This is a genomic window from Streptomyces sp. NPDC057617 (assembly GCF_042800555.1).
In the GTDB taxonomy this organism is placed as follows: domain Bacteria; phylum Actinomycetota; class Actinomycetes; order Streptomycetales; family Streptomycetaceae; genus Streptomyces.
Genome location: NZ_JBHVGV010000010.1, coordinates 307,156 through 326,404, shown reverse-complemented (window position 1 = coordinate 326,404; position 19,249 = coordinate 307,156). Strand labels below are relative to the sequence as shown.

Annotated in this window: 14 protein-coding genes; 2 read left to right on the top strand and 12 right to left on the bottom strand. The window is 71.2% G+C overall.

Going from position 1 to position 19,249, the window contains the following annotated elements; translation table 11 throughout:
* Positions 1 to 407: 407 nt before the first annotated feature.
* Positions 408 to 1,415 (bottom strand): stage II sporulation protein M, encoded by a 1,008-nt coding sequence (locus ACFU9P_RS25435; protein ID WP_384084765.1) that lies wholly within the window; start codon positions 1,413 to 1,415, stop codon positions 408 to 410.
* Positions 1,416 to 1,571: 156 nt separating this feature from the next.
* On the opposite strand from ACFU9P_RS25435, the gene ACFU9P_RS25430 reads away from it, so the two are divergent.
* Positions 1,572 to 2,516 (top strand): RDD family protein, encoded by a 945-nt coding sequence (locus tag ACFU9P_RS25430; RefSeq protein WP_384084762.1) that lies wholly within the window; start codon positions 1,572 to 1,574, stop codon positions 2,514 to 2,516.
* A 16-nt stretch (positions 2,517 to 2,532) separates the two neighbouring features.
* Here ACFU9P_RS25430 and ACFU9P_RS25425 read toward each other — a convergent pair whose 3' ends face one another.
* The 9 genes from ACFU9P_RS25425 to ACFU9P_RS25385 form a co-directional block, all read right to left on the bottom strand.
* Complete coding sequence (locus ACFU9P_RS25425) at positions 2,533 to 3,147, bottom strand: hypothetical protein (RefSeq protein WP_384084759.1); 615 nt, start codon at positions 3,145 to 3,147, stop codon at positions 2,533 to 2,535.
* A gap of 216 nt (positions 3,148 to 3,363) precedes the next feature.
* On the bottom strand, positions 3,364 to 4,821 hold the full coding sequence (gene ahcY, locus ACFU9P_RS25420) for an adenosylhomocysteinase (RefSeq protein WP_384084756.1): 1,458 nt from the start codon (positions 4,819 to 4,821) through the stop codon (positions 3,364 to 3,366).
* A gap of 303 nt (positions 4,822 to 5,124) precedes the next feature.
* Positions 5,125 to 6,111 (bottom strand): cation diffusion facilitator family transporter, encoded by a 987-nt coding sequence (locus ACFU9P_RS25415; protein ID WP_376386712.1) that lies wholly within the window; start codon positions 6,109 to 6,111, stop codon positions 5,125 to 5,127.
* Between the two features lie 87 nt (positions 6,112 to 6,198).
* A complete protein-coding gene (gene manA / locus ACFU9P_RS25410; RefSeq protein WP_384084752.1) occupies positions 6,199 to 7,368 on the bottom strand; it encodes a mannose-6-phosphate isomerase, class I in 1,170 nt (389 codons plus the stop codon).
* A 180-nt stretch (positions 7,369 to 7,548) separates the two neighbouring features.
* Positions 7,549 to 8,688, bottom strand: coding sequence for an SIS domain-containing protein (locus tag ACFU9P_RS25405; RefSeq protein WP_384084749.1), 1,140 nt, complete (start codon positions 8,686 to 8,688; stop codon positions 7,549 to 7,551).
* A 76-nt stretch (positions 8,689 to 8,764) separates the two neighbouring features.
* Positions 8,765 to 8,947: a Trm112 family protein gene (locus ACFU9P_RS25400; protein ID WP_046508144.1), complete on the bottom strand. Its 183-nt coding sequence runs from the start codon at positions 8,945 to 8,947 to the stop codon at positions 8,765 to 8,767.
* A 297-nt stretch (positions 8,948 to 9,244) separates the two neighbouring features.
* Complete coding sequence (locus ACFU9P_RS25395; RefSeq protein ID WP_384084746.1) at positions 9,245 to 10,642, bottom strand: phosphomannomutase/phosphoglucomutase; 1,398 nt, start codon at positions 10,640 to 10,642, stop codon at positions 9,245 to 9,247.
* Positions 10,643 to 10,814: 172 nt separating this feature from the next.
* Entirely contained in the window at positions 10,815 to 12,431 is a 1,617-nt protein-coding gene (locus ACFU9P_RS25390) for an L-lactate permease (protein WP_384084743.1), read from the bottom strand.
* Between the two features lie 179 nt (positions 12,432 to 12,610).
* Positions 12,611 to 13,036: a DUF3499 domain-containing protein gene (locus ACFU9P_RS25385; RefSeq protein WP_376386702.1), complete on the bottom strand. Its 426-nt coding sequence runs from the start codon at positions 13,034 to 13,036 to the stop codon at positions 12,611 to 12,613.
* 274 nt (positions 13,037 to 13,310) lie between these two features.
* On the opposite strand from ACFU9P_RS25385, the gene ACFU9P_RS25380 reads away from it, so the two are divergent.
* A complete protein-coding gene (locus tag ACFU9P_RS25380; RefSeq protein WP_384084832.1) occupies positions 13,311 to 13,739 on the top strand; it encodes a metallopeptidase family protein in 429 nt (142 codons plus the stop codon).
* Positions 13,740 to 13,829: 90 nt separating this feature from the next.
* Here the strand turns inward: ACFU9P_RS25380 and ACFU9P_RS25375 are convergent, their stop codons facing one another.
* Together ACFU9P_RS25375 and ACFU9P_RS25370 are read right to left on the bottom strand one after the other, a co-directional pair.
* Positions 13,830 to 15,377: a DUF5719 family protein gene (locus ACFU9P_RS25375; protein ID WP_384084740.1), complete on the bottom strand. Its 1,548-nt coding sequence runs from the start codon at positions 15,375 to 15,377 to the stop codon at positions 13,830 to 13,832.
* The gene (locus ACFU9P_RS25370; protein WP_384084737.1) at positions 15,374 to 19,237 is read right to left on the bottom strand and encodes a glycosyltransferase; all 3,864 of its coding nucleotides are present in this window, start codon (positions 19,235 to 19,237) and stop codon (positions 15,374 to 15,376) included. The genes ACFU9P_RS25375 and ACFU9P_RS25370 overlap by 4 nt, the downstream gene beginning before the upstream one ends.
* Between the last annotated feature and the right edge of the window lie 12 nt (positions 19,238 to 19,249).

Here is a 19,249-nt window from a genome sequence, read left to right as displayed (position 1 = left end):
GCTGTTGAGTTCTCAAGGAACGGACGCTTCCTTTGTACTCACCCTCTCGGGCTTTCCTCCGGGCTTTTCCCTCCGGTCTTGCGTCTCCGACTTTACCAGATCCATTCGGCGTCTTCCGCCTCGTGAATTCCAGCGACCTTCGAAGTTGGTCTTTTGCCTTTCGGCTTGACCCGACTTTATCAGAAACATTCGGGCCGACTCACATCGGCCTTGATGATCTGAAAGGCGAATCGAGAGGGGCTCCACGGAACTTCATTCCGTCGGGAGCCGCGTAGAGATGTTCCGGTGCTCTCGGCATCTATACCGACTCCGAGGCAACCGTTCAAATCTACCTCCCCACCCAGACCGTGTCAACGGTCCCTGTGGGGCGAAGAGGAGACTAACAGGTCGGAGACGCGATGCGCACATCAGGCGGCGGTGGGCAGCTCCGCGCTCCGGTCCGCCGCCTCCACATCGCCCACCTCGCCCGCCCGTGCCGCGCGGCCGCCGAGGACATACACGTACACCAGAAACAGCAGCTCAGCGGCGATTCCGATGGCAATGCGCGCCCAGGTGGGCAGGCCCGACGGGGTCACGAAGCCTTCGATCAGGCCCGATACGAACAGGACCAGGGCCAGACCAATGGCCATGCCGAGTGCGGCGCGGCCCCGCTGGGCCATCGCCGTACGACGGCTGTACGGCCCGGGGTCGATCAGGGTCCAGCCGAGACGCAGGCCCGTACCGGCGGCTACGAAGACGGCCGTCAGTTCGAGCAGACCGTGCGGAAGGATCAGCCCGAGGAAGGTGTCGAGGCGTCCGGCCGAGGACATCAGCCCGATCCCGACTCCCAGGTTGAGCACATTCATGAAGAGGACCCAGATCACCGGGAGGCACAGGAAGGCACCCAGGACCAGGCACATGGCGGCGGCCTGGGCGTTGTTCGTCCACACCTGGGCCGCGAACGAGGCCGCGGGGTGGCTTGAGTAGTACGTCTCGTACTCGCCACCGGGCCGCGTCATCTGGCGCAGCTCGTCCGGCGCTCCTATCGCCGACTGGATCTCGGGGTGGGCGCCGACCCACCAGCCGATGACTGCGGCGAGGAGCGTGGAGAGGACCGCGGTCGGTATCCACCAGCGCCGCGACAGGTAGACGGCGGCGGGGAAGCCCGCGGTCAGGAAGCGCACGGCGTCACGCCAGGTGGCACGGCGCGTGCCGGTGACGGTAGCGCGGGCCCGGGCCACGAGCTGGGTGAGGCGCGTCGTGATCATCGGGTCGGGAGCGGTGGACTGGACCAGCGAGAGATGGGTGGCCGTGCGCTGGTAGAGGGCGACGAGTTCGTCGGCCTCGGCACCACTGAGACGGCGGCCGCGACGCAGGAGATGCTCCAGGCGTTCCCACTCGGCGCGGTGGGCGGTCACGAAGACATCGAGATCCATGGTCGGCTGCTGCTCCAGGCACTGGATGCGTACGGTCGGTCCGTACTACTTACTGCTCTGCCGCACTACCTCTGCTGCACTGCTGGTACGCGCTCCGGGTCAGCTTGGCAGACTGATGGTTTCAGGGGCAGGGAAGGTGGGCGAAGGGTGGCTTCGGTGGATGAGCTTGTGACGGGCGACGCGGTCGTACTGGGGCTGCGCCCGGCGAAGCTGCCGAGCCGGGCTCTGGCGCTGGCGATCGACCTGGTGGCGGTGTGGGTCGTCTACCTACTGGTGACGTTCGTGCTCGCCCTGTCGACGGGTTCGCTGGACGAGGCGGCGATCACGGCGCTGGCCATTGCATCGTTTCTGCTGATCCTGGTGGGTGGTCCGATCGCGGTGGAGACCCTGAGCCATGGCCGCTCGTTGGGGAAGCTGGCCTGCGGGCTGCGGGTCGTACGGGACGACGGCGGGCCCATACGGTTCCGGCACGCGCTGGTGCGGGGGGCGATGGGCGTGGTGGAGGTCCTGATGTCGTTCGGGGTCATCGCCTGTATCGCGTCGCTGGTGTCGGCGCGGGGGCGGCGGATCGGCGATGTCTTCGCGGGGACGCTGGTCGTACGGGAGAGGGTTCCGGCCGGGCGTATGGCGATGGTGCCGCCGCCTCCGCCGTGGCTGGCGGGGCGTTTCGCGGAGCTGGACCTCTCTGCTGTACCGGACGATCTGTGGCTGGCGATACGGCAGTACCTGACGCGGCTGGAGCAGCTCGACGCGGGGGTGAGCCAGTCGATGGCGGAGCGGCTCGCGGATGATCTGGCGGCCCGTACGGGGGCTCCGGTGCCGCAGGGGGTGGCCGCTGGGGCGTATCTGGCGGCCGTGGTTCATGAGCGGCAGGCGCGGGACGCACGGCGGGCGTTCGGGGCTTCCGCCGGCGCGGCGCCCGTGACCGCACCTGCGCCTGCGGCTGGGCTTGCGGGCCCGACCTGGCCCTCGGCCGCGCCTACGCCGCCTGTGCCCAATCCGGTGCCGGTGTCGAATCCGACGTCCACGCCCCGTCCCACGCCTTCTGGGCCCTCGTCGCCCGAGGCGCCCCCGGCCACCGGGTTCGCGCCGCCGGCGTAGCTGCGGCCGACTGCCGTCAGGGCATGGCGGAGGGCGGGGTTTCCAGGTCTTCGAGTTCGATGCCGGGGGCCGATACGACGACGTCCCCGGCGAGGTGAACGGTGTGCTGTTCACCGGTGTCCAGGGCGCTGACCTGGTACTCGTCCACGATCAGGGGGCCATTGTCAGTGGCGTGCGCTTCACTGTTCACCAGCGCCCAGGACTGATCGACGGTCCGGGGTGCCAGCACGGGCTGGGTGAAGGCGACGAGGCGGACGCGGGTCGCGGGGGATCCGGGGGTGAGCCGCAGAAGCCTCGCTGTCGCGATGAGAAAGGCGGGGGACATGCCGGTGAAGGCATGGGCGCGCACAGTGCCTTCGGTGGCATGGGCGCCGGTGGGGTCGGTACGGACCCAGGTGACGCCGTCCAGGGCGGCACCTCGGACCTGCCAGCTCGCGGCGTGGAGTTCGAGACGGATGGGGCGGCCGAGTTCGTCGAGGGCCAGATCGACGGAGCCGGCGTGGCCGCCGGAGGGAGTGGTGATCTGGGAGACGTAGCGCCAGCCGGAGGGGCCTGGCGCGCAGTGGAAGTGCTCATCACCGAGAGGGGAGTGATCATGCGGATCATGGAGCGAATAACGGCCGCGGGGCATGGGGTCTTCCGGGTCCTTCGGGTCCTCGCCGACTGACGCGCCCGTTGACGTTCTTCCGCGTACACGCACACGTACGCGGACGCGCGGGCCTCGGCTGCGGCTCGTCGGTGCACGGAACAGGCCCCCGACACGGGGGTGCGGGGGCCTGTCCGGTACCGCTGGGGTCCGCTGCCGCGGATCAGTGGCAGTGCGTCAGCGGGGGTGGATCGGGGTGGATCAGTAGCGGTAGTGGTCCGGCTTGTACGGGCCCTCGACGGGGACACCGATGTACGAGGCCTGCTCCGGGCGGAGCGTCGTGAGCTTCACACCGAGCGCGTCGAGGTGGAGGCGGGCGACCTTCTCGTCCAGGTGCTTGGGCAGCACATAGACATCGGTCGGGTACTCCTGCGGCTTGGTGAACAACTCGATCTGGGCCAGGGTCTGGTCGGCGAACGAGTTGGACATCACGAACGAGGGGTGACCGGTCGCGTTGCCCAGGTTCAGCAGACGGCCCTCGGACAGGACGATGATCGTCTTCCCGTCCGGGAAGGTCCAGGTGTGGACCTGCGGCTTGACCTCGTCCTTGACGATGCCCTCGATCTTGGCCAGGCCGGCCATGTCGATCTCGTTGTCGAAGTGACCGATGTTCCCGACGATCGCCTGGTGCTTCATCTTGGCCATGTCCGAGGCCATGATGATGTCCTTGTTGCCCGTCGTGGTCACGAAGATGTCCGCGATACCGACGACGTCGTCGAGCGTGGAGACCTGGTAGCCGTCCATCGCCGCCTGGAGCGCGCAGATCGGGTCGATCTCGGTGATGATCACGCGGGCGCCCTGGCCGCGCAGGGACTCGGCGCAGCCCTTGCCGACATCGCCGTAGCCGAAGACGACCGCGACCTTGCCACCGATGAGGACGTCGGTGGCGCGGTTGATGCCGTCGATCAGCGAGTGGCGGCAGCCGTACTTGTTGTCGAACTTCGACTTGGTGACGGCGTCGTTGACGTTGATCGCCGGGAACAGGAGGACGCCGTCGCGCTGCATCTCGTACAGCCGGTGGACACCGGTCGTGGTCTCCTCGGTGACACCGCGGATCTCGGACGCCAGGCGGGTCCACTTCTGCGGGTTCTCGGTGAGGGTGCGGTTGAGCAGGGTCAGGATGTGGCCGTACTCCTCGCTGTCCGCGGTCGCCGGGTCCGGGGCCTCGCCGGCCTTCTCGAACTCGACGCCCTTGTGGACGAGGAGGGTGGCGTCACCGCCGTCGTCCAGGATCATGTTCGGGCCGCCGGTGGGGGTGTTCGGCCAGGTCAGGGCCTGCTCCGTGCACCACCAGTACTCCTCCAGCGTCTCGCCCTTCCAGGCGAAGACGGGGACGCCCTGGGGGTTGTCCGGGGTGCCCTCGGGGCCGACCGCGATGGCGGCGGCGGCGTGGTCCTGGGTGGAGAAGATGTTGCAGGACGCCCAGCGGACCTCGGCGCCGAGGGCGGTCAGCGTCTCGATGAGGACCGCGGTCTGCACGGTCATGTGCAGGGAGCCGGTGATACGGGCGCCGGCGAGCGGCTTGGCCTCCGCGTACTCCTTGCGGATCGACATCAGACCGGGCATCTCGTGCTCGGCGAGCGTGATCTCCTTGCGGCCGAACTCGGCGAGCGAGAGGTCGGCGACCTTGAAGTCCTGTCGGTTGGCGACAGTCGTCATAACGAGCTGCTCCTCGTGAATCGGGTCGAGGGTGGGTGCGTACGGCTGGCTCTGCGGCGCAGGGCATACGAATGCCCGAGCGCTCACGGGTCAGTCCGTCGGAGGCCCTCTCTCCCTCGGCCGGTCCGCTGGCGGACCGCCCGACCGCCATCAGCAGCGACGTCTGGCACTGGTCACGAATCTACACCGATCGGCCCAGCGGCCCACAGTCGAACGAGGAAGAGAGGGCGATGAGATCAAGTCAGATGAGTTCAAGTCAAAGGACAAGATCGAGTCACAGCGGGATCAGCAGGACCAGCAGGGTCAGTGAGCGGCGTCCGAAGCGGCGGCACCGGGGCCGCCGGGTGCCTTGCCGGGGTTGGTGCCCGCGGCGGCGGCCGACTCGCTGTAGATGTCCGGCTCCAGGTAGATCACCCGGGCGATCGGGACCGCCTCGCGGATCCGCGACTCGGCGGCGTCGATCGCGCGCGCCACCTCGGCGGCCGTGTCGTCGTGCTGTACCGCGATCTTGGCGGCGACCAGGAGTTCCTCGGGGCCGAGGTGGAGCGTACGCATGTGGATGACGCCGGTGACGACGTCGCCGTCGACGAGCGCGGCCTCGATCTTCTCGACGTCCTCCGTGCCCGCGGACTCGCCGAGGAGCAGGGACTTCGTTTCGGCGGCCAGGACCAGCGCGATCAGGATGAGAAGGACGCCGATGCAGAGGGTGCCGATGCCGTCCCAGACGCCGTCGCCGGTGGCCAGGGAGATACCCACACCGCCGAGCGCGAGGATCAGGCCGACGAGCGCGCCGAGGTCTTCCAGGAGTACGACGGGGAGTTCGGGGGCCTTGGCGCGGCGGACGAACTGGGTCCAGGAGAGCGAGCCACGGGTGGCGTTGGACTCCTTTATGGCTGTACGGAACGAGATCGACTCGGCAATGATCGCGAAGACGAGCACCCCGACCGGCCAGTACCAGGCCTCGATCTCATGGGGGTGCTTGATCTTCTCGTAGCCCTCGTAGATGGCGAACATGCCACCGATCGAGAACAGCACGATGGAGACGAGGAAGGCGTAGATGTAGCGCTCGCGTCCATAGCCGAAGGGGTGCTGCGGTGTCGCCTCCCGCTGTGCCTTCTTGCCGCCGAGAAGGAGCAGCCCCTGGTTGCCGGAGTCCGCGACGGAGTGCACGCCCTCCGCGAGCATCGACGACGAACCGCTGAACGCGAACGCCACGAACTTCGCTACTGCGATCGCGAGGTTGGCGCCCAGTGCCGCCACGATCGCCTTGGTTCCGCCTGACGCGCTCATGCGTGCGTGGTGTCCCTTCCTCGGTGCTGCGGCCCTGGCGCCGCGGTACGGCGGGACATTGTTGCAGCCGTGGACGGGGACGGTGAATCAGACCACCACTGTGGCACGGAACACAGTGCCCGTACCGGACAGTTCGGCCTTCTCGCCCGCCGGGACGAAGACCGAGGTGCCGGGTGTCAGGCCGAGATCGTTCGCCCGGGGGGTGCCCTCCGTGCAGAGAAGTATCTGGGGGGTGCCGGCCGTGAGGTCGCGCGGTGCGGCGCCCGGCGCGAGAGCAAAGCGGGAGAGCCGGAATTCGTCGATGGGCGTCTCGTACAGCTCCTCACCGGAGGGGGATGCCTGCGGGCGCAGCACATCCGGCTCGCTCGCTTCGAAGCGCACGATCCGGAGGAGTTCGGGAACGTCCACATGCTTGGGGGTGAGGCCGCAGCGCAGGACATTGTCGGAGTTGGCCATGATCTCGACGCCGAGGCCGCTGAGATAGGCGTGCGGGACGCCCGCGCCGAGGAAGAGGGCCTCGCCGGGCTGGAGTTGTACGTAGTTGAGCAGCATGGCGGCGATGACACCGGGGTCGCCGGGGTAGTGACGCGCGATCGACACATACGGCGCGTAGTCTCCGCCGAGCCGCTCGGCGGCCATGGCCGCCTCGGCGACGGTGGCGGCCATCGCGGCGGGGTCGGCGCCGAGGACGGCGGTCAGGACCTCGCGCAACGCGGCCTCTTCGGGGTGGGCGTGGAGGAGATCGACGTACGGCTTGAGCGAGTCGACGTCCAGGCGCGCGAGCAGTTCGGCGGCTTCGGCGGGGGCGCGGAAGCCGCACAAGCCGTCGAAGGGGGTGAGTGCGCAGATCAGTTCGGGCTTGTGGTTGGCGTCCTTGTAGTTGCGGTGCGGGGCGTCGACGGAGACGCCCCGGCGCTCCTCGTCCTCGTACCCCTCCTTCGCCTGGGCGAGATCGGGGTGGACCTGGAGGGAGAGGGGAGAGGCGGCGGCGAGGAGTTTGAGGAGGAACGGCAGGCGGGGGCCGAACTTCCGGGCCGCTGCCGTGCCGAGTTCCGCCTCGGGGTCGGCGTCGATGAGGTCGGACAGCGCCTGCTCGCCGGAGCCGGAGCCGCGGTCGAGGCGCGAGGGGGCTCCCGGATGGGCGCCCATCCACATCTCGGCCTGGGGCTCGCCGGTGGGGGCGGTCCCGAGCAGTTCCGGGATGAGGGTCGTGGAGCCCCAGGCGTAGGGGCGCACGGTGTTCGAGAGGCGGTCCATGGGGTGAGCTTTCTGGTACGAGGTGACGAATTGACGAGTTGAGGGTGCCGAGTTGGGGCGTACGCCGGCGGCGCGGGTGTGGTGCCGGCGAAGGTATCCGTGCCGTACGTACGGTCGCCGCGCGAACGATCGCCGCGCGAAGGGCCCTACGGGAGGCGGATCATGTCGTACGGAAACGGGTCATACGGGGACGCTTCCGGCGAGGGCCAGATAGACGGTGGCGAAGTCGGTGACGGCGATCAGTTCAGCGAGGGCTTCGAGTTCGCTGCCCTCTTCGGGTTCGAGTTCGCTGATGGCCGTGTCGTGGCCGAGGGCGAGTTCGCGGGCCGCGGGGGCCGCGGTGAGCCCGCCGACCGGGCGGTCGCGGAGCAGGACGACCCGGGCGCGCAGGGGCTGGCGCTCCTCGACCCGGTCGCGGAAGAAGTCGTCGGGGTCGGCGCCGCCCGCGAAGTCACCGGCGAGGAGAGCGCCATGGGCGGGGAGGGCGTCCGGAAGCTGGGCGGCGAGGGCGGGCCGGCCGGCCAGCTCGGCCAGTACGGCGGCGAAGCGGCGCCCGGCGGGGGCCGCGGCGGTGCCCTCCGTCCAGATCAGCGGGAGGCTGTCGGCCAGTTCGGCGGCGAGGGTCTTGGCCGGGTTGCTGTACGTCGCGATGGCGGGGCCGCAGCGCTCGGCCGTACGGTCCAGCCGGTCGGCGACGAGTTGCAGCGTGCCAACGGGCGCGCTGATCAGGCCGACGCGGTCGAGGAGAGAGAGCAGCGGGACGAGCAGGGCCCAGAGCGCGCCGGGTCCGGCGACCTGGACGGGCTCCCGCTCAAGCCATTCGTTCGGCGCGGCCGCCATCGGCAGGAGGAGACCGCGTGAACCGTCGACCGCCTCGGTCAGGGGCGACTGCCGGGGTGCGACGGCGACGACCGTACAGCCGCGGCGGTAGGCCTGTTCGGCGAGGAGCGCGAGGCCGGGTTCGCTGCCCTCGGTGGTGACGATCAGGAGCAGGTCCACCGGGCCGGCCCAGCCCGGGAGGGCCCAGCGCAGCGCCCCGGCGGCGGGGGCGACACCCGTGGGGCGCAGCCGGGTGACGGGCGCGGTGCCGCCGGCCAGGGCGCCGATCAGATCGGCGACACCGGTGGCGGCGGCTCCGGAGCCCGCGATCAGTACGGCGCGGGGTCGGCCCTCGGGGGCGAGCGCGGCGATTCCGGCCTCGGCGGTGTGCCGCAGGGCGGTACGTACCCGGGCCCCGGCCTCGGCGGCGCCGCGGAGCAGTCCGCGGCGGTCGGCGCGGGCCAGCGCGTCGGGAGCGTCGAGCAGCGACTCGTCGAGCATGGGATGGGGCCTCCGATCGCCCGGCGCGGGACGCCGTGGCGCGCTTGGGTGGGGCGCCTGGCCTGGAAGGGCCGGGTCAGGCGGGGCGGCGTGCCTCGTCCACGAGGAGGACGGGGATGTCGTCCCGTACCGGATAGGCCAGGCCGCAGTCCTCACCGGTGCAGATCAGCTCGGGGGTGTCGGCCGCCGTGCGGTCGCTCAGCGGCGCGTGGCAGGCCGGGCAGGCGAGGATCTCCAGGAGGCCGGCTTCGAGCGGCATGGAGTGGTTCCCTTCGAACAGGCGAGCAGAAACGGGTGGATCAGGAACGGGTGGATCGGGCCACGTCAGCCTACCGCCGAGGGCCGGGGTGGGGCTCACCCGATGGTTTCCGCACCACCTGACGGAGGCGACTGACGACGGGTCGGCCGCCCCACCTGCCCGTCTCCGGGCACTGCCGCCCGCACACCGCCTCCTGAACTCCTGGCGCGCCCGGCCCCGGTTCAGGGCCCGCCCACCGGATCAGGGCCCGGCCCCGTTTCAAGGCCCTGCCCCGGATCAGAAGCCCGTTCCGCCAGCTCAGGCCCGGATCAGCGCCAACGCCTCGTCCCGGATCCTCGCCATCGTCGCCTGGTCGCGTGCCTCCACGTTCAGGCGCAGCAGCGGTTCCGTATTGGACGGCCGCAGATTGAACCACCAGTCCGCGCCTGTCACCGTCAGCCCGTCGAGTTCGTCGAAGGTGACGCCCTCCCGCGCCGCGAAGGCCTCGCGGACCGCGGCGGTACGGGCCTTCTGGTCGTCCACCGTGGAGTTGATCTCCCCGGAGCCGGCGTAGCGGTCGTACGAGGAGACCAGCGCGGACAGGGGTCCGTCCTGGCCGCCGAGGGCCGCCAGGACATGGAGCGCGGCGAGCATGCCCGTATCGGCGTTCCAGAAGTCGCGGAAGTAGTAGTGCGCGGAGTGCTCGCCGCCGAAGACCGCGCCGGTGGCGGCCATCTGCTGCTTGATGAAGGAGTGGCCGACGCGGGTGCGCACGGGGGTGCCGCCCTGTTCCCTGACGACCTCGGGGACCGACCAGGACGTGATCAGGTTGTGGATCACCGTGGAGCCCGGGTGCTTGGCCAGCTCGCGCGCCGCCACCAGCGCGGTGATCGCCGACGGGGAGACGCCCGCGCCGCGCTCGTCGACGACGAAGCAGCGGTCGGCGTCGCCGTCGAAGGCCAGGCCTAGGTCCGCGCCCTCGGCCAGGACGCGGGCCTGGAGGTCCACGATGTTCTTCGGGTCCAGCGGGTTGGCTTCGTGGTTCGGGAACGTGCCGTCCAGCTCGAAGTACATCGGCACCACATCGAGCGGCAGGCCGGCGAACACGGTGGGGACCGTGTGTCCGCCCATGCCGTTCCCCGCGTCCACGACGACCTTCAGCGGGCGGATCGCGGAGAGGTCGACCAGGGACAGCAGATGCGCGGCGTACTCGGACAACGTGTCACGCTGCGTGATGGTTCCCGGCCGCGCGGACGAGTCGGCTACGGAGAGTGCGGAGGGTACGGAAGCCGCCGCGCCCGCGTCGAGCGCGTCCAGCCACCCCTCCACCAGCGTACGGATCTCCGCCAGCCCCGTGTCCTGCCCCACCGGCGCCGCGCCCGCCCGGCACATCTTGATGCCGTTGTACTGGGCCGGGTTGTGCGACGCCGTGAACATCGCGCCCGGCAGCTTCATACTCCCCGACGCGTAGTACAACTGGTCGGTGGAGCACAGCCCGATGACCGTGGCGTCCGCTCCGCGCGAGACGGCTCCCCGCGCGAAGCTCGACACCAGTCCGGGCGAGGAGGGCCGCATGTCATGGCCGATGACGATCGCGTCGGCCCCGGTGACCTGGACGAAGGCGGCACCGAAGAGTTCCGCGAGCCGGTCGTCCAGTTGGTCCGGGTACACCCCGCGCACGTCGTACGCCTTCACGAGCTGCGACAAATCGGCCACGGCCACCCCTCCATATGTGCTGCCACTGCGCCCACGACAGAGCCCACGCCAAACTACCCAAGCCGGGGCCCCAAGGACGTCAAGCCTGGGCCCCGCACGCGTCAGGCCGGGTACCCAAGGACGTCAGGCCAAGGACCCAACCCAAGGACGTCAAGCCGCGGACCCAGGGACGTCAGGGCAGCATCCATCCCAGCACAGCCGTGCTCTGTCCGACCACGATCAGGCACATCACGAGGAGAAGCCCCAGACTCCACGGCAGCACCTTGCGCAGCAGATCCCCCTCCTTCCCCGCCAGCCCCACCGCCGCGCACGCGATCGTCAGATTCTGTGGCGAGATCATCTTGCCGAGCACTCCCCCGGAGCTGTTCGCCGCGGCCAGCAGCGCGGGCGACAGGCCGGATTCGTTCGCCGCCGTGACCTGGAGCGCGCCGAAGAGCGCGTTGGCCGAGGTGTCCGAGCCCGAGACCGCGACTCCGAACCACCCCAGGATCGGCGAGAGGAACGCCAGCCCGGCGCCCGCCGCCGCGACGAAGTGGCCGATGGTCGCCGCCTGTCCGGAGAGGTTCATGACATAGGCGAGGGCCAGTACGGAGGTGACGGTGAGGATCGCGTACCGCAGTTCGTGCACCGTGCCCGCCCACTCCCGTGCCGCGTCCCCCGCCCGTACGCCCAGTACGGCGGCCGTCAACAGACCGGCGAGCAGGACGAGGGTGCCGCCCGTGGCGATGAGTGGCAGGGAGAAGACATTGGCGCCGACCGGCTTCCCTGCCGAGTCGGCGACATCGAGGAAGGGCCAGTCGAAGAGCCGGGTCGCCTTCGCCAGCAGGTCCTTGACCGGCGGAATCTGGGCGGCCGAGAAGATCACCACGATCAGTCCGTACGGGGCGTAGGCCCGCAGCACCTCCGGGCGCGGGTCCTCGCGGTCCAGGTCCTCGCTCCGTACGCCCGTGAGGACCGCCGCCCGTACCGGCTCCGCCGCGGGCTTGCGCGCCGAGGGGACCGCCACCAGGGCCGCGGCCCCCGCCAGCGCGGCGCCGATGTCGGCGAGCTGGGCGGAGACGAAGTTGGAGGCGGCGAACTGTGCGACGGCGAAGGCGACTCCGCAGGCCAGCGCGGGCACCCAGGTCTCGCGCAGCCCGCGCCTGCCGTCGACGAGCCCTATCAGCACGAGTGGTACGACCAGGGCGAGCAGCGGGGTCTGCCGGCCGACGACCGACGCGACCGTGTCCAGCGGCAGTCCCGTGACCTGAGCGAGTGTCACCACCGGTGTGCCCATCGCGCCGAAGGCCACGGGCGCGGTATTGGCGACCAGCGAAACGACTGCGGCTTTCACCGGGTCGAAGCCGAGCGCGACCAGCATCACCGAGCAGATCGCGACGGGCGCCCCGAAACCGGCCAGCGCTTCGAGCAGCGCGCCGAAGCAGAAGGCGATGACGAGCGCCTGGATCCGGGGATCGTCGGAGAGGCGCCCGAAGGAGCGGCGCAGGATGTCGAAGTGCTGGGTTCGGACCGTCATCCGGTACACCCACAGGGCGTTGACGACGATCCACATGATCGGGAAGAGCCCGAACAGCACCCCTTGCGCGCCGGCGGAGAGGGTCTGGCCGAGGGGCATTCCGTACGCGAGCCAGCCGACCACGACCGCGACGGCGAGGCCGATGAGCCCCGCGAGGTGCGCTTTCATCCGTACGGCACCGAGCAGGATCAGCACGGTGGCCAGAGGTAACGCGGCGACGAGTGCGGAGAGTGCGAGTGAGTCGGCGACAGGTTCGAGTTGCTGTACGAACACGACAGTCCTCCGGATTCCGCGATACGGAAACTGATCTCTCACGAGTGCAGGAATGGTCGTGTCCGCGACAAGCGGAGGTCAATGGTCCGCACAGGATCCGTAGCGGAAATCGGGGAGCGGGCCCGAAACCCCCGGCATCAGGGAGCGGGCTCGGGGGAACCGGCCGGGGAGACAGCGGCTCAGGACTCGGGCGAGCGCAGCACCCGCAGATGCCCCCGGCGCCCGACCTCCATCGGATCCGCCCCGCGTGCCGGCTTGCCACCGCCCTCGGCCGCGCGCTCCTGAGGGCGGGCGGCTTCCCGTACGGCGTTGGCGAGCGCCTCCAGATCGTCCCCGCTCGGGCGCGCCGGAGCCGAGGGGTCCGTCAGCCGGACGACCTCCCAGCCGCGCGGTGCCGTCAGCCGCTCGCTGTGCTCCGCGCACAGGTCGTAGCAGTGAGGCTCGGCGTAGGTGGCGAGCGGGCCGAGGACCGCGGTCGAGTCGGCATAGACGTACGTCAGTGTCGCGACAGCAGGGCGGCCGCACGCGGTGCGCGAACAGCGACGTACAGGGCTCACGACGTTGGACGGTACCGCACTCTTGAGCGGGCCGCGACGACTCTCCACCAGGTCACTCCCCCGTGTCGCACCGTGACTTCGGCCACAACTTGGCTGGAAGCAACCCCCCTGACCTGCATGGGAAGACGTGTGACGGGAAGGCCACAAGCTGTCACCCAGTCACCACTCGGTACAAAACCTGTCAAGAGCGATGAGATCGGTGATCGCAGCACCGTATGCATTCGAGCCCAACCTTGGCCGGAATGCTCAATATGCGACATGAGGTACGAGCGGGACGACGGCGCGTTCGGCGGGGGCCGGGGAGGGCTACCCTGCGTCAGTGATGGACAGTCCCGTACCGCCCCGCCCGATCGAACCACGACCGCGCCGGCGCGACCGCCATGGCCGCGGAATGCGCGGGCCCGTCGCACCTCCGCAGGTGCCGCTCTCCACCAGTCGCTCGGAGTCGTTCCGCGATCTCGTACGGGATTCCGTGGACCGGCTCGAACGGCGCTGGCCGCAGCTCGCGGATGTCGAGTTCATGGTGATGGACGTGCCCACCACGCAGGAGGAGACCGTACCGCTCGGCAGTTCGGTGCCCGCGGACAAGGAGCAGCCCGCGCGCATCCTCGTCTTCCGGCGGCCGGTGGAGATCCGGACGAAGAACCGTGACGAACGCGCCATGCTGGTGCACGAGGTCGTGGTCGAGCAGGTGGCGGAGCTGCTGGGGCTGGCGCCGGAGTCGGTCGACCCGCGGTACGGGCAGGAGTAGCGCGGAGGCGGCCGGCCCCCGGCCGGAGCCCCGCCGCCCCACTCTCGACACCCGCAACCGCCGGCCCGCCGCCCCGGGCCCCTCGCCGTCTCAGTCGCCCAGGATCGACAGATCCTCTCGTGCCTTCGGTACGGATACCGTCCCCCGGTCGTCCGGCAGCGTCTGCACCGTGAACATCGGCACGCCGTCCTCCGGCAGCGCGAGCGTGCGCGCCGCGTGGACCGGGCCGCCGCCCGGCTCCGGCTCGACCGTCAGCGCGTACGAGCCCTTCAGCCCGGCCGGCACCGGCGGGGTGAAGGCCAGGGTCGTACCGCCCTTGACGGTGTACGTCTTCTCGGCCTGCTCGCCGCCGCCGGTCCCCGCCGAGGCCGTGACCTTGACCTTCGCGGTCGCGCCCGGCGCGGTCAGCGAGAGTGTCGTGCCCTTGGCGCGGTTGTCGGCCACGGTCGCGCGCGAGGCGATCGGCGCGGTCGCCGGGATGAAGGCGATCTCCTGCGACGAACCCTTGCCGCGGACCACACGCAGCGCAGCCACCACCGGGGTCGCGCGCCCGCTCTGGGCCGGGCTGAGGACCAGCGATCCGGCCTCGCCCTTGGTGACGTCGGCGAGGTCGACGGACGCGGTCATCCGGGACTTGACGTGCAGGGTCTCGTTTCCGGCGGGGACGATCGTGCCGTCGGCGCCCGCCAGTTGCACCTTCAGATCGGCGTCGTCCTCGCCGGGCGCGAAGGCCACGAGTCGTACATCCGTCGCGTCGGCCGGGATACCGGGCAGCACCACACGGCCCGCCGGATCGCCCGAGGCCGCCAGCCAGTCGCTGCCCGCCTTCTCGTCGGCGACCCGCAGCACGGCACCGACCCGGCCGGTACGGGTGGTGACATGCACGGTCACATCGGGCGCCGCCTCGCTGGTCAGCGTGGAGAGAAGCACCGGCACGCTCGACTTCCCTGGCACCGGAATGCCCTCGCCGACATCCGACTTGAGGACGCCGTCCTTCCCGTACACCTCGATGTCGGCGACGGCGGCGGTGTCGTCGGGGTTGGTGAGGTGGACATAGTCCTGGCGTGCCGCCTCGGTGCTCGCGCCGGGGAACCAGAAGTCGGTGTCCGGTGCCGCGCAGGCCGTCCCGAGCAGCCCGCGCGCGCCGCCGACACCGACGACGGTGGTCTGCTGCGTGGTCCAGCCGGGGGCGAAGCGGCCGGTGGCGCTGCCGACGAGGGCGGGGGCGTCGGCGCCGCTCGCCTCACCGGAGACGGGCTTGCCGGGCTCCTTCAGCGCGATGAAGGCCTTGTCCTGCGCGGGAGCCTTCGCCGGGTCCTTCTTCTTGTCGTCCTTCTTGGCCGTGGCGTCCGCCGCGTCGGCCAGGGTGACCACGGACTCCCGCAGCTCGGCGGAGCCGGCCGCGTCACCGCCGGAGGTGCCTGCCGTACCCGCGGGGGTGAAGGAGGTGTACGTCGTCTCGGCGACGTCGGACACGCTCGGAGCCGGGCAGAGCTGGGTGGTGCGCTCCACGGGCAGCAGTGCCGGGACCTGCGCGACCGCCGTGTCCGTGGAGTCCGGCGCGGTGAGCGAGGCGAATCCGGTGACGGCGGCGAGGGCGGTGGCGGCCGCGATGAGGGAGAGGGTCGTACGGTTCACTGGTTGCTGCTCCCGTCGGGGCGCGGACGCCGGTCGTTCTCGTGGCCGTCGGCGTAGGGCTGCTGCTGGCCGTAGCCGTAGGGGTCGTACTGGGACGGGTCGTACTGGCCGGGGATCTGCGCCTGGCCGTCCTGGTACTGGCCCTGCTGGTACGAGCCGTCGGGGTACTGGCCCTGCTCGTACGTACCGGCCGGGTACTGGCCCTGCTGATACTGGCCGTCCTGGTACTGGCCCGTGGGGTACTGCTGGTACGGCTGCTGGTACTGGCCGTCGGTGTACTGACCGCCGTCGGCGTACTGGCCGTGCTGGCCGTTCTGCTGGCCGTTCTGGTACGGGTCCTGCGTGTAGCCGACACCCGCGCCCGCGGTGGCGTTGGCTTCCCAGTCGTACGTCTGCTGCTGAGGCACCGAGCCGTACGGGTCGGCCGCCGGAGCCGCGTCGGGCATGGGCGGAACGGCCGCCTGCTGACCGGTCCCGTACTCCCCGCCGTACTCCCGGGTCCCGGTCTCCACAGGCTCACCGGCCTCAGGAGCCTCACCGTTCTCAGACGCGGCGCCAGTCTCCTCGGGATCCCCGGTGTCCACGGCATCCGCGGCCTCCGCCGCCGCCCGTAGCCTCCGGGCCCTGCGGCCCTCGCCCACCAGCGCCTCCGCCGGAATCTCCGCCTCCTCCTCGGGCAGGTCGTCGTCGATCTCCCGGCGGCGCCCCGGCAGCGCGAGGACCAGCAGGACGACGGCGAGCGCGCCCTGCGCCCAGATCCACGCGGTGTGGGTGATCGGGTCCTCGTAGGTGAGGTCCAGCCGGCCGCCCTCGGCGGGCAATTCGAATCCCTGCGCCCAGCCGTCGACGGTCTTCTTGGGCAGGACCTCGCCGTCGAGCGTGGCCTGCCAGCCCTCGGCGGCCCGGTCCGCGATCCGCAGCACGCGGCCCGCGGCGCCCGCCGGGATCTCCGTGTGCGCCTCGACCGGCCCGGCGGCCACGGCCAGCGGTTCGCCCGCGCCCTTGCCGTCGACGATCACGGCCCGGGAGATCTGCCGGTCCACGCGCCACAGCGCGCTGCCGTCGAGCTGGCTCAGCCGGGTCAGGCCCGGGGTGGCGTCGAGCACGCGGCTCATCTGCCGCGGCGCCCCGTCCCGCACCAGTACATAGCGGATCGCGAACCCGCTGAGCTGGTCGGTCTGGTCCGCGCCGGAGCCCGCGACCAGATTCGCGACGATCTTGTCGAGCCGTGGGTCGCTGCCGCCCGACTCGGCCAGCTCGGCGTCGCCGAGGCGGCCGCCCGAGCCACGGACCAGGGCGTACGAGACCTCCGCGGGCGAGGTGCCGCCGAGGACCAGGGTGCGCGGCTGGTCGCGGGTGATGCTCTCCTCCGCGACGAACGCCGGGACCTGCACCGGGTCGCGGCGCTCCAGCGGTCCTGCGGCGCCGCTGATCATCCAGCCGAAGGCCCCGATCAGCGGGGCGAGGACCGCGGCGGCGGCGATCAGTACGGCGACGGGCTGCCGCCAGCCGAAGTTCTCGGCGGCGACCCGCTCGCGGGCGCCGTCCGCGCCGAGCACGGCGGCCGCGATCAGCGCGATGCCGTAGACCAGGGTGGCGGGTCCGGCCCAGCCGGAGTTGTTGGAGATCACCGCGAAGACCAGCCCGAGGAGCGCGACGGCCCAGGCGGTACGGATGGCGAAGCTCCGCTCGCCGCGCAGCAGGGCGGCCAGCGCGGCCAGCACGATCCCGATCAGTAGGACACCGCCCGCGGCCTTGGGGCCGCCGGGGCTCATCCCGAGCAGATCGAACGCGGAGGCCGCGCCCGTACCGAACTCCAGGCCCGCCTCGCGGAAGAACGCGGACGGACTCGTCAGCACCGACAGCGACCAGGGCGCGAGCATCAGCACGGGCGTGCCGAGCCCGGCCAGGACGCGCGCGCCGTACGCGGCGATGTCGTCGCGGCGCAGCACCAGCACCCCGAGGCCGAGCAGCAGCGCCAGCGGCCAGACGACCGGGGTGAAGGCCATCGCGAAGGTCAGCAGGAAGGCGTACGCCCAGGTGGCGCGCCAGCTTCCGCGCACGCCCTCGGCGTACGCTCCGGCGCGCATGCCGTACGCGGCGACCGCGGCCCGCGCGATCAGCGGCAGCAGGATGGCGAGGACGGCCGTACCGAGCCGCCCGGTCGTCAGTGCGCCGGTCGCGGCGGGCAGGAAGGCGTACGCGACGCTCGCCCACGCGCGCAGCAGCCGCGACTCGACGAGCGGGCGCGAGGCGAAGTAGGCGGTCAGTCCGGCGAGCGGCACCGAGCAGACGAGCAGCAGGGTCAGCGCGAAGCCGGTGGAGCCGAGGAAGAGCGCGGACAGCGCGGCGAGTACGGCGAGATAGGGCGGCGCGGTCTCGGTGTTGCCCGTGCCGACGGCGTGCCAGCCGTCCGCGTACCGCGACCAGAGGTCCGAGACGTCCCCCGGCGCGGGCAGCAGCGCGCCGCCCGCCAGCGCGCCGCCGCCGAGCAGTCCGCGGCAGGCGACGAGCGAGACGACAAGAAGGATCGCGAAGAGGACGGGCCCGGGCTTGTGCGCGAGCTTCTTCAGCCGGGCGAACTGCTCGATCTCCAGGAAGTCGGCGTCGTCCCCGCCGGGTCCCGACTCGACGGCGCCGTGCCGTGAGCCGCCCGCGTCGGCCTCGCTGCCGGTGCCGAGGCTCGCGGCGATCTGCTCGACGGTGGCCCGTACGGTCGCGCCGGGCGGCGGGAAGAGCGGGCGCAGCTCGGCGGGCTCGACGACGCCCTTGCCGCGGTGGCGCCTGCCGCCGATGATCCTGCCGGGCCTCAGCAGCGTGCCGAAGAGACCCATGACCTCGTCGACGGCCTGCCCCGGCGCCTTGCCCACCAGGTAGGCGAGGGTGCGCAGCAGGGTGCCGACGACCAGACGGAGCAGCACGTAGGGGAGGACGGCGCCCCGCGCGTTGACGAGCATGGTGTAGACGGCGCCGGCCTTGTCGACCCGGTGCGGGTTGACGACGGAGCGGCCCGCGCAGTCGACCGTTCGGCGCTCGCGGGCGGCGGCCTCCGCGTGCCGCAGGACGGCGTCGGGGGCGACGAGGACGCGGTGGCCCGCGGAGTGCGCGCGCCAGCACAGGTCGACGTCGTCGCGCATGAGCGGCAGCCGCCGGTCGAAGCCGCCCAGCTCCTCCCACACATCGCGGCGGATGAGCATGCCGGCGCTGGAGACGGAGAGGACGGTACGGACCTGGTCGTGCTGGCCCTGGTCCTGTTCGCGCCGGTCGAGCCCGGTCCAGCGGCGGCCGCTGTTGGCGATGGACACGCCGACTTCGAGGAGTTGCTTCCTGTCGTACCAGCCGCGCAGCTTGGGGCCGATGACGGCGGCGTACTCGTCGGAGTCGGCGACACGCAGCAGCTCGGCGAGGGCGTCCGGCTCGGGCGCGCAGTCGTCGTGCAGGAGCCAGAGCCACTGCACGGGCTCGCCGTGGGGCAGCTCCGGCATGTCGTACGTGTCGTCGCGCCAGCTCCTGGTGACCGGGTCCCAGCCGCTGGGCCGCTTGAGATACGGCAGATCGTCGGGCGTGAGCACCCCGGCGGTACGGACCGCCTCGTCGACGGCCGTACCGAATCCGGAGCGGCGCGCGAGATGCAGGACGCGGTCGGCGCCGAGGGCCTCGGTGAGCAGCCGGGCGGAGTCGTCGGCGCTGCCGGTGTCGGCTGCCATGACGTTCTGTACGGGGCGTTCCTGGCCCAGCAGCCCGGCGAGGGCGTCGGGCAGCCAGCGCGCGCCGTCGTGCGAGACGAGCACGGCGGTCACGACGTGCCTCGGGAACTCCGGGGCGGTGGCGGGAACGAACGCGGCGGTGGTGGGGGACATTGAGGTAACGGG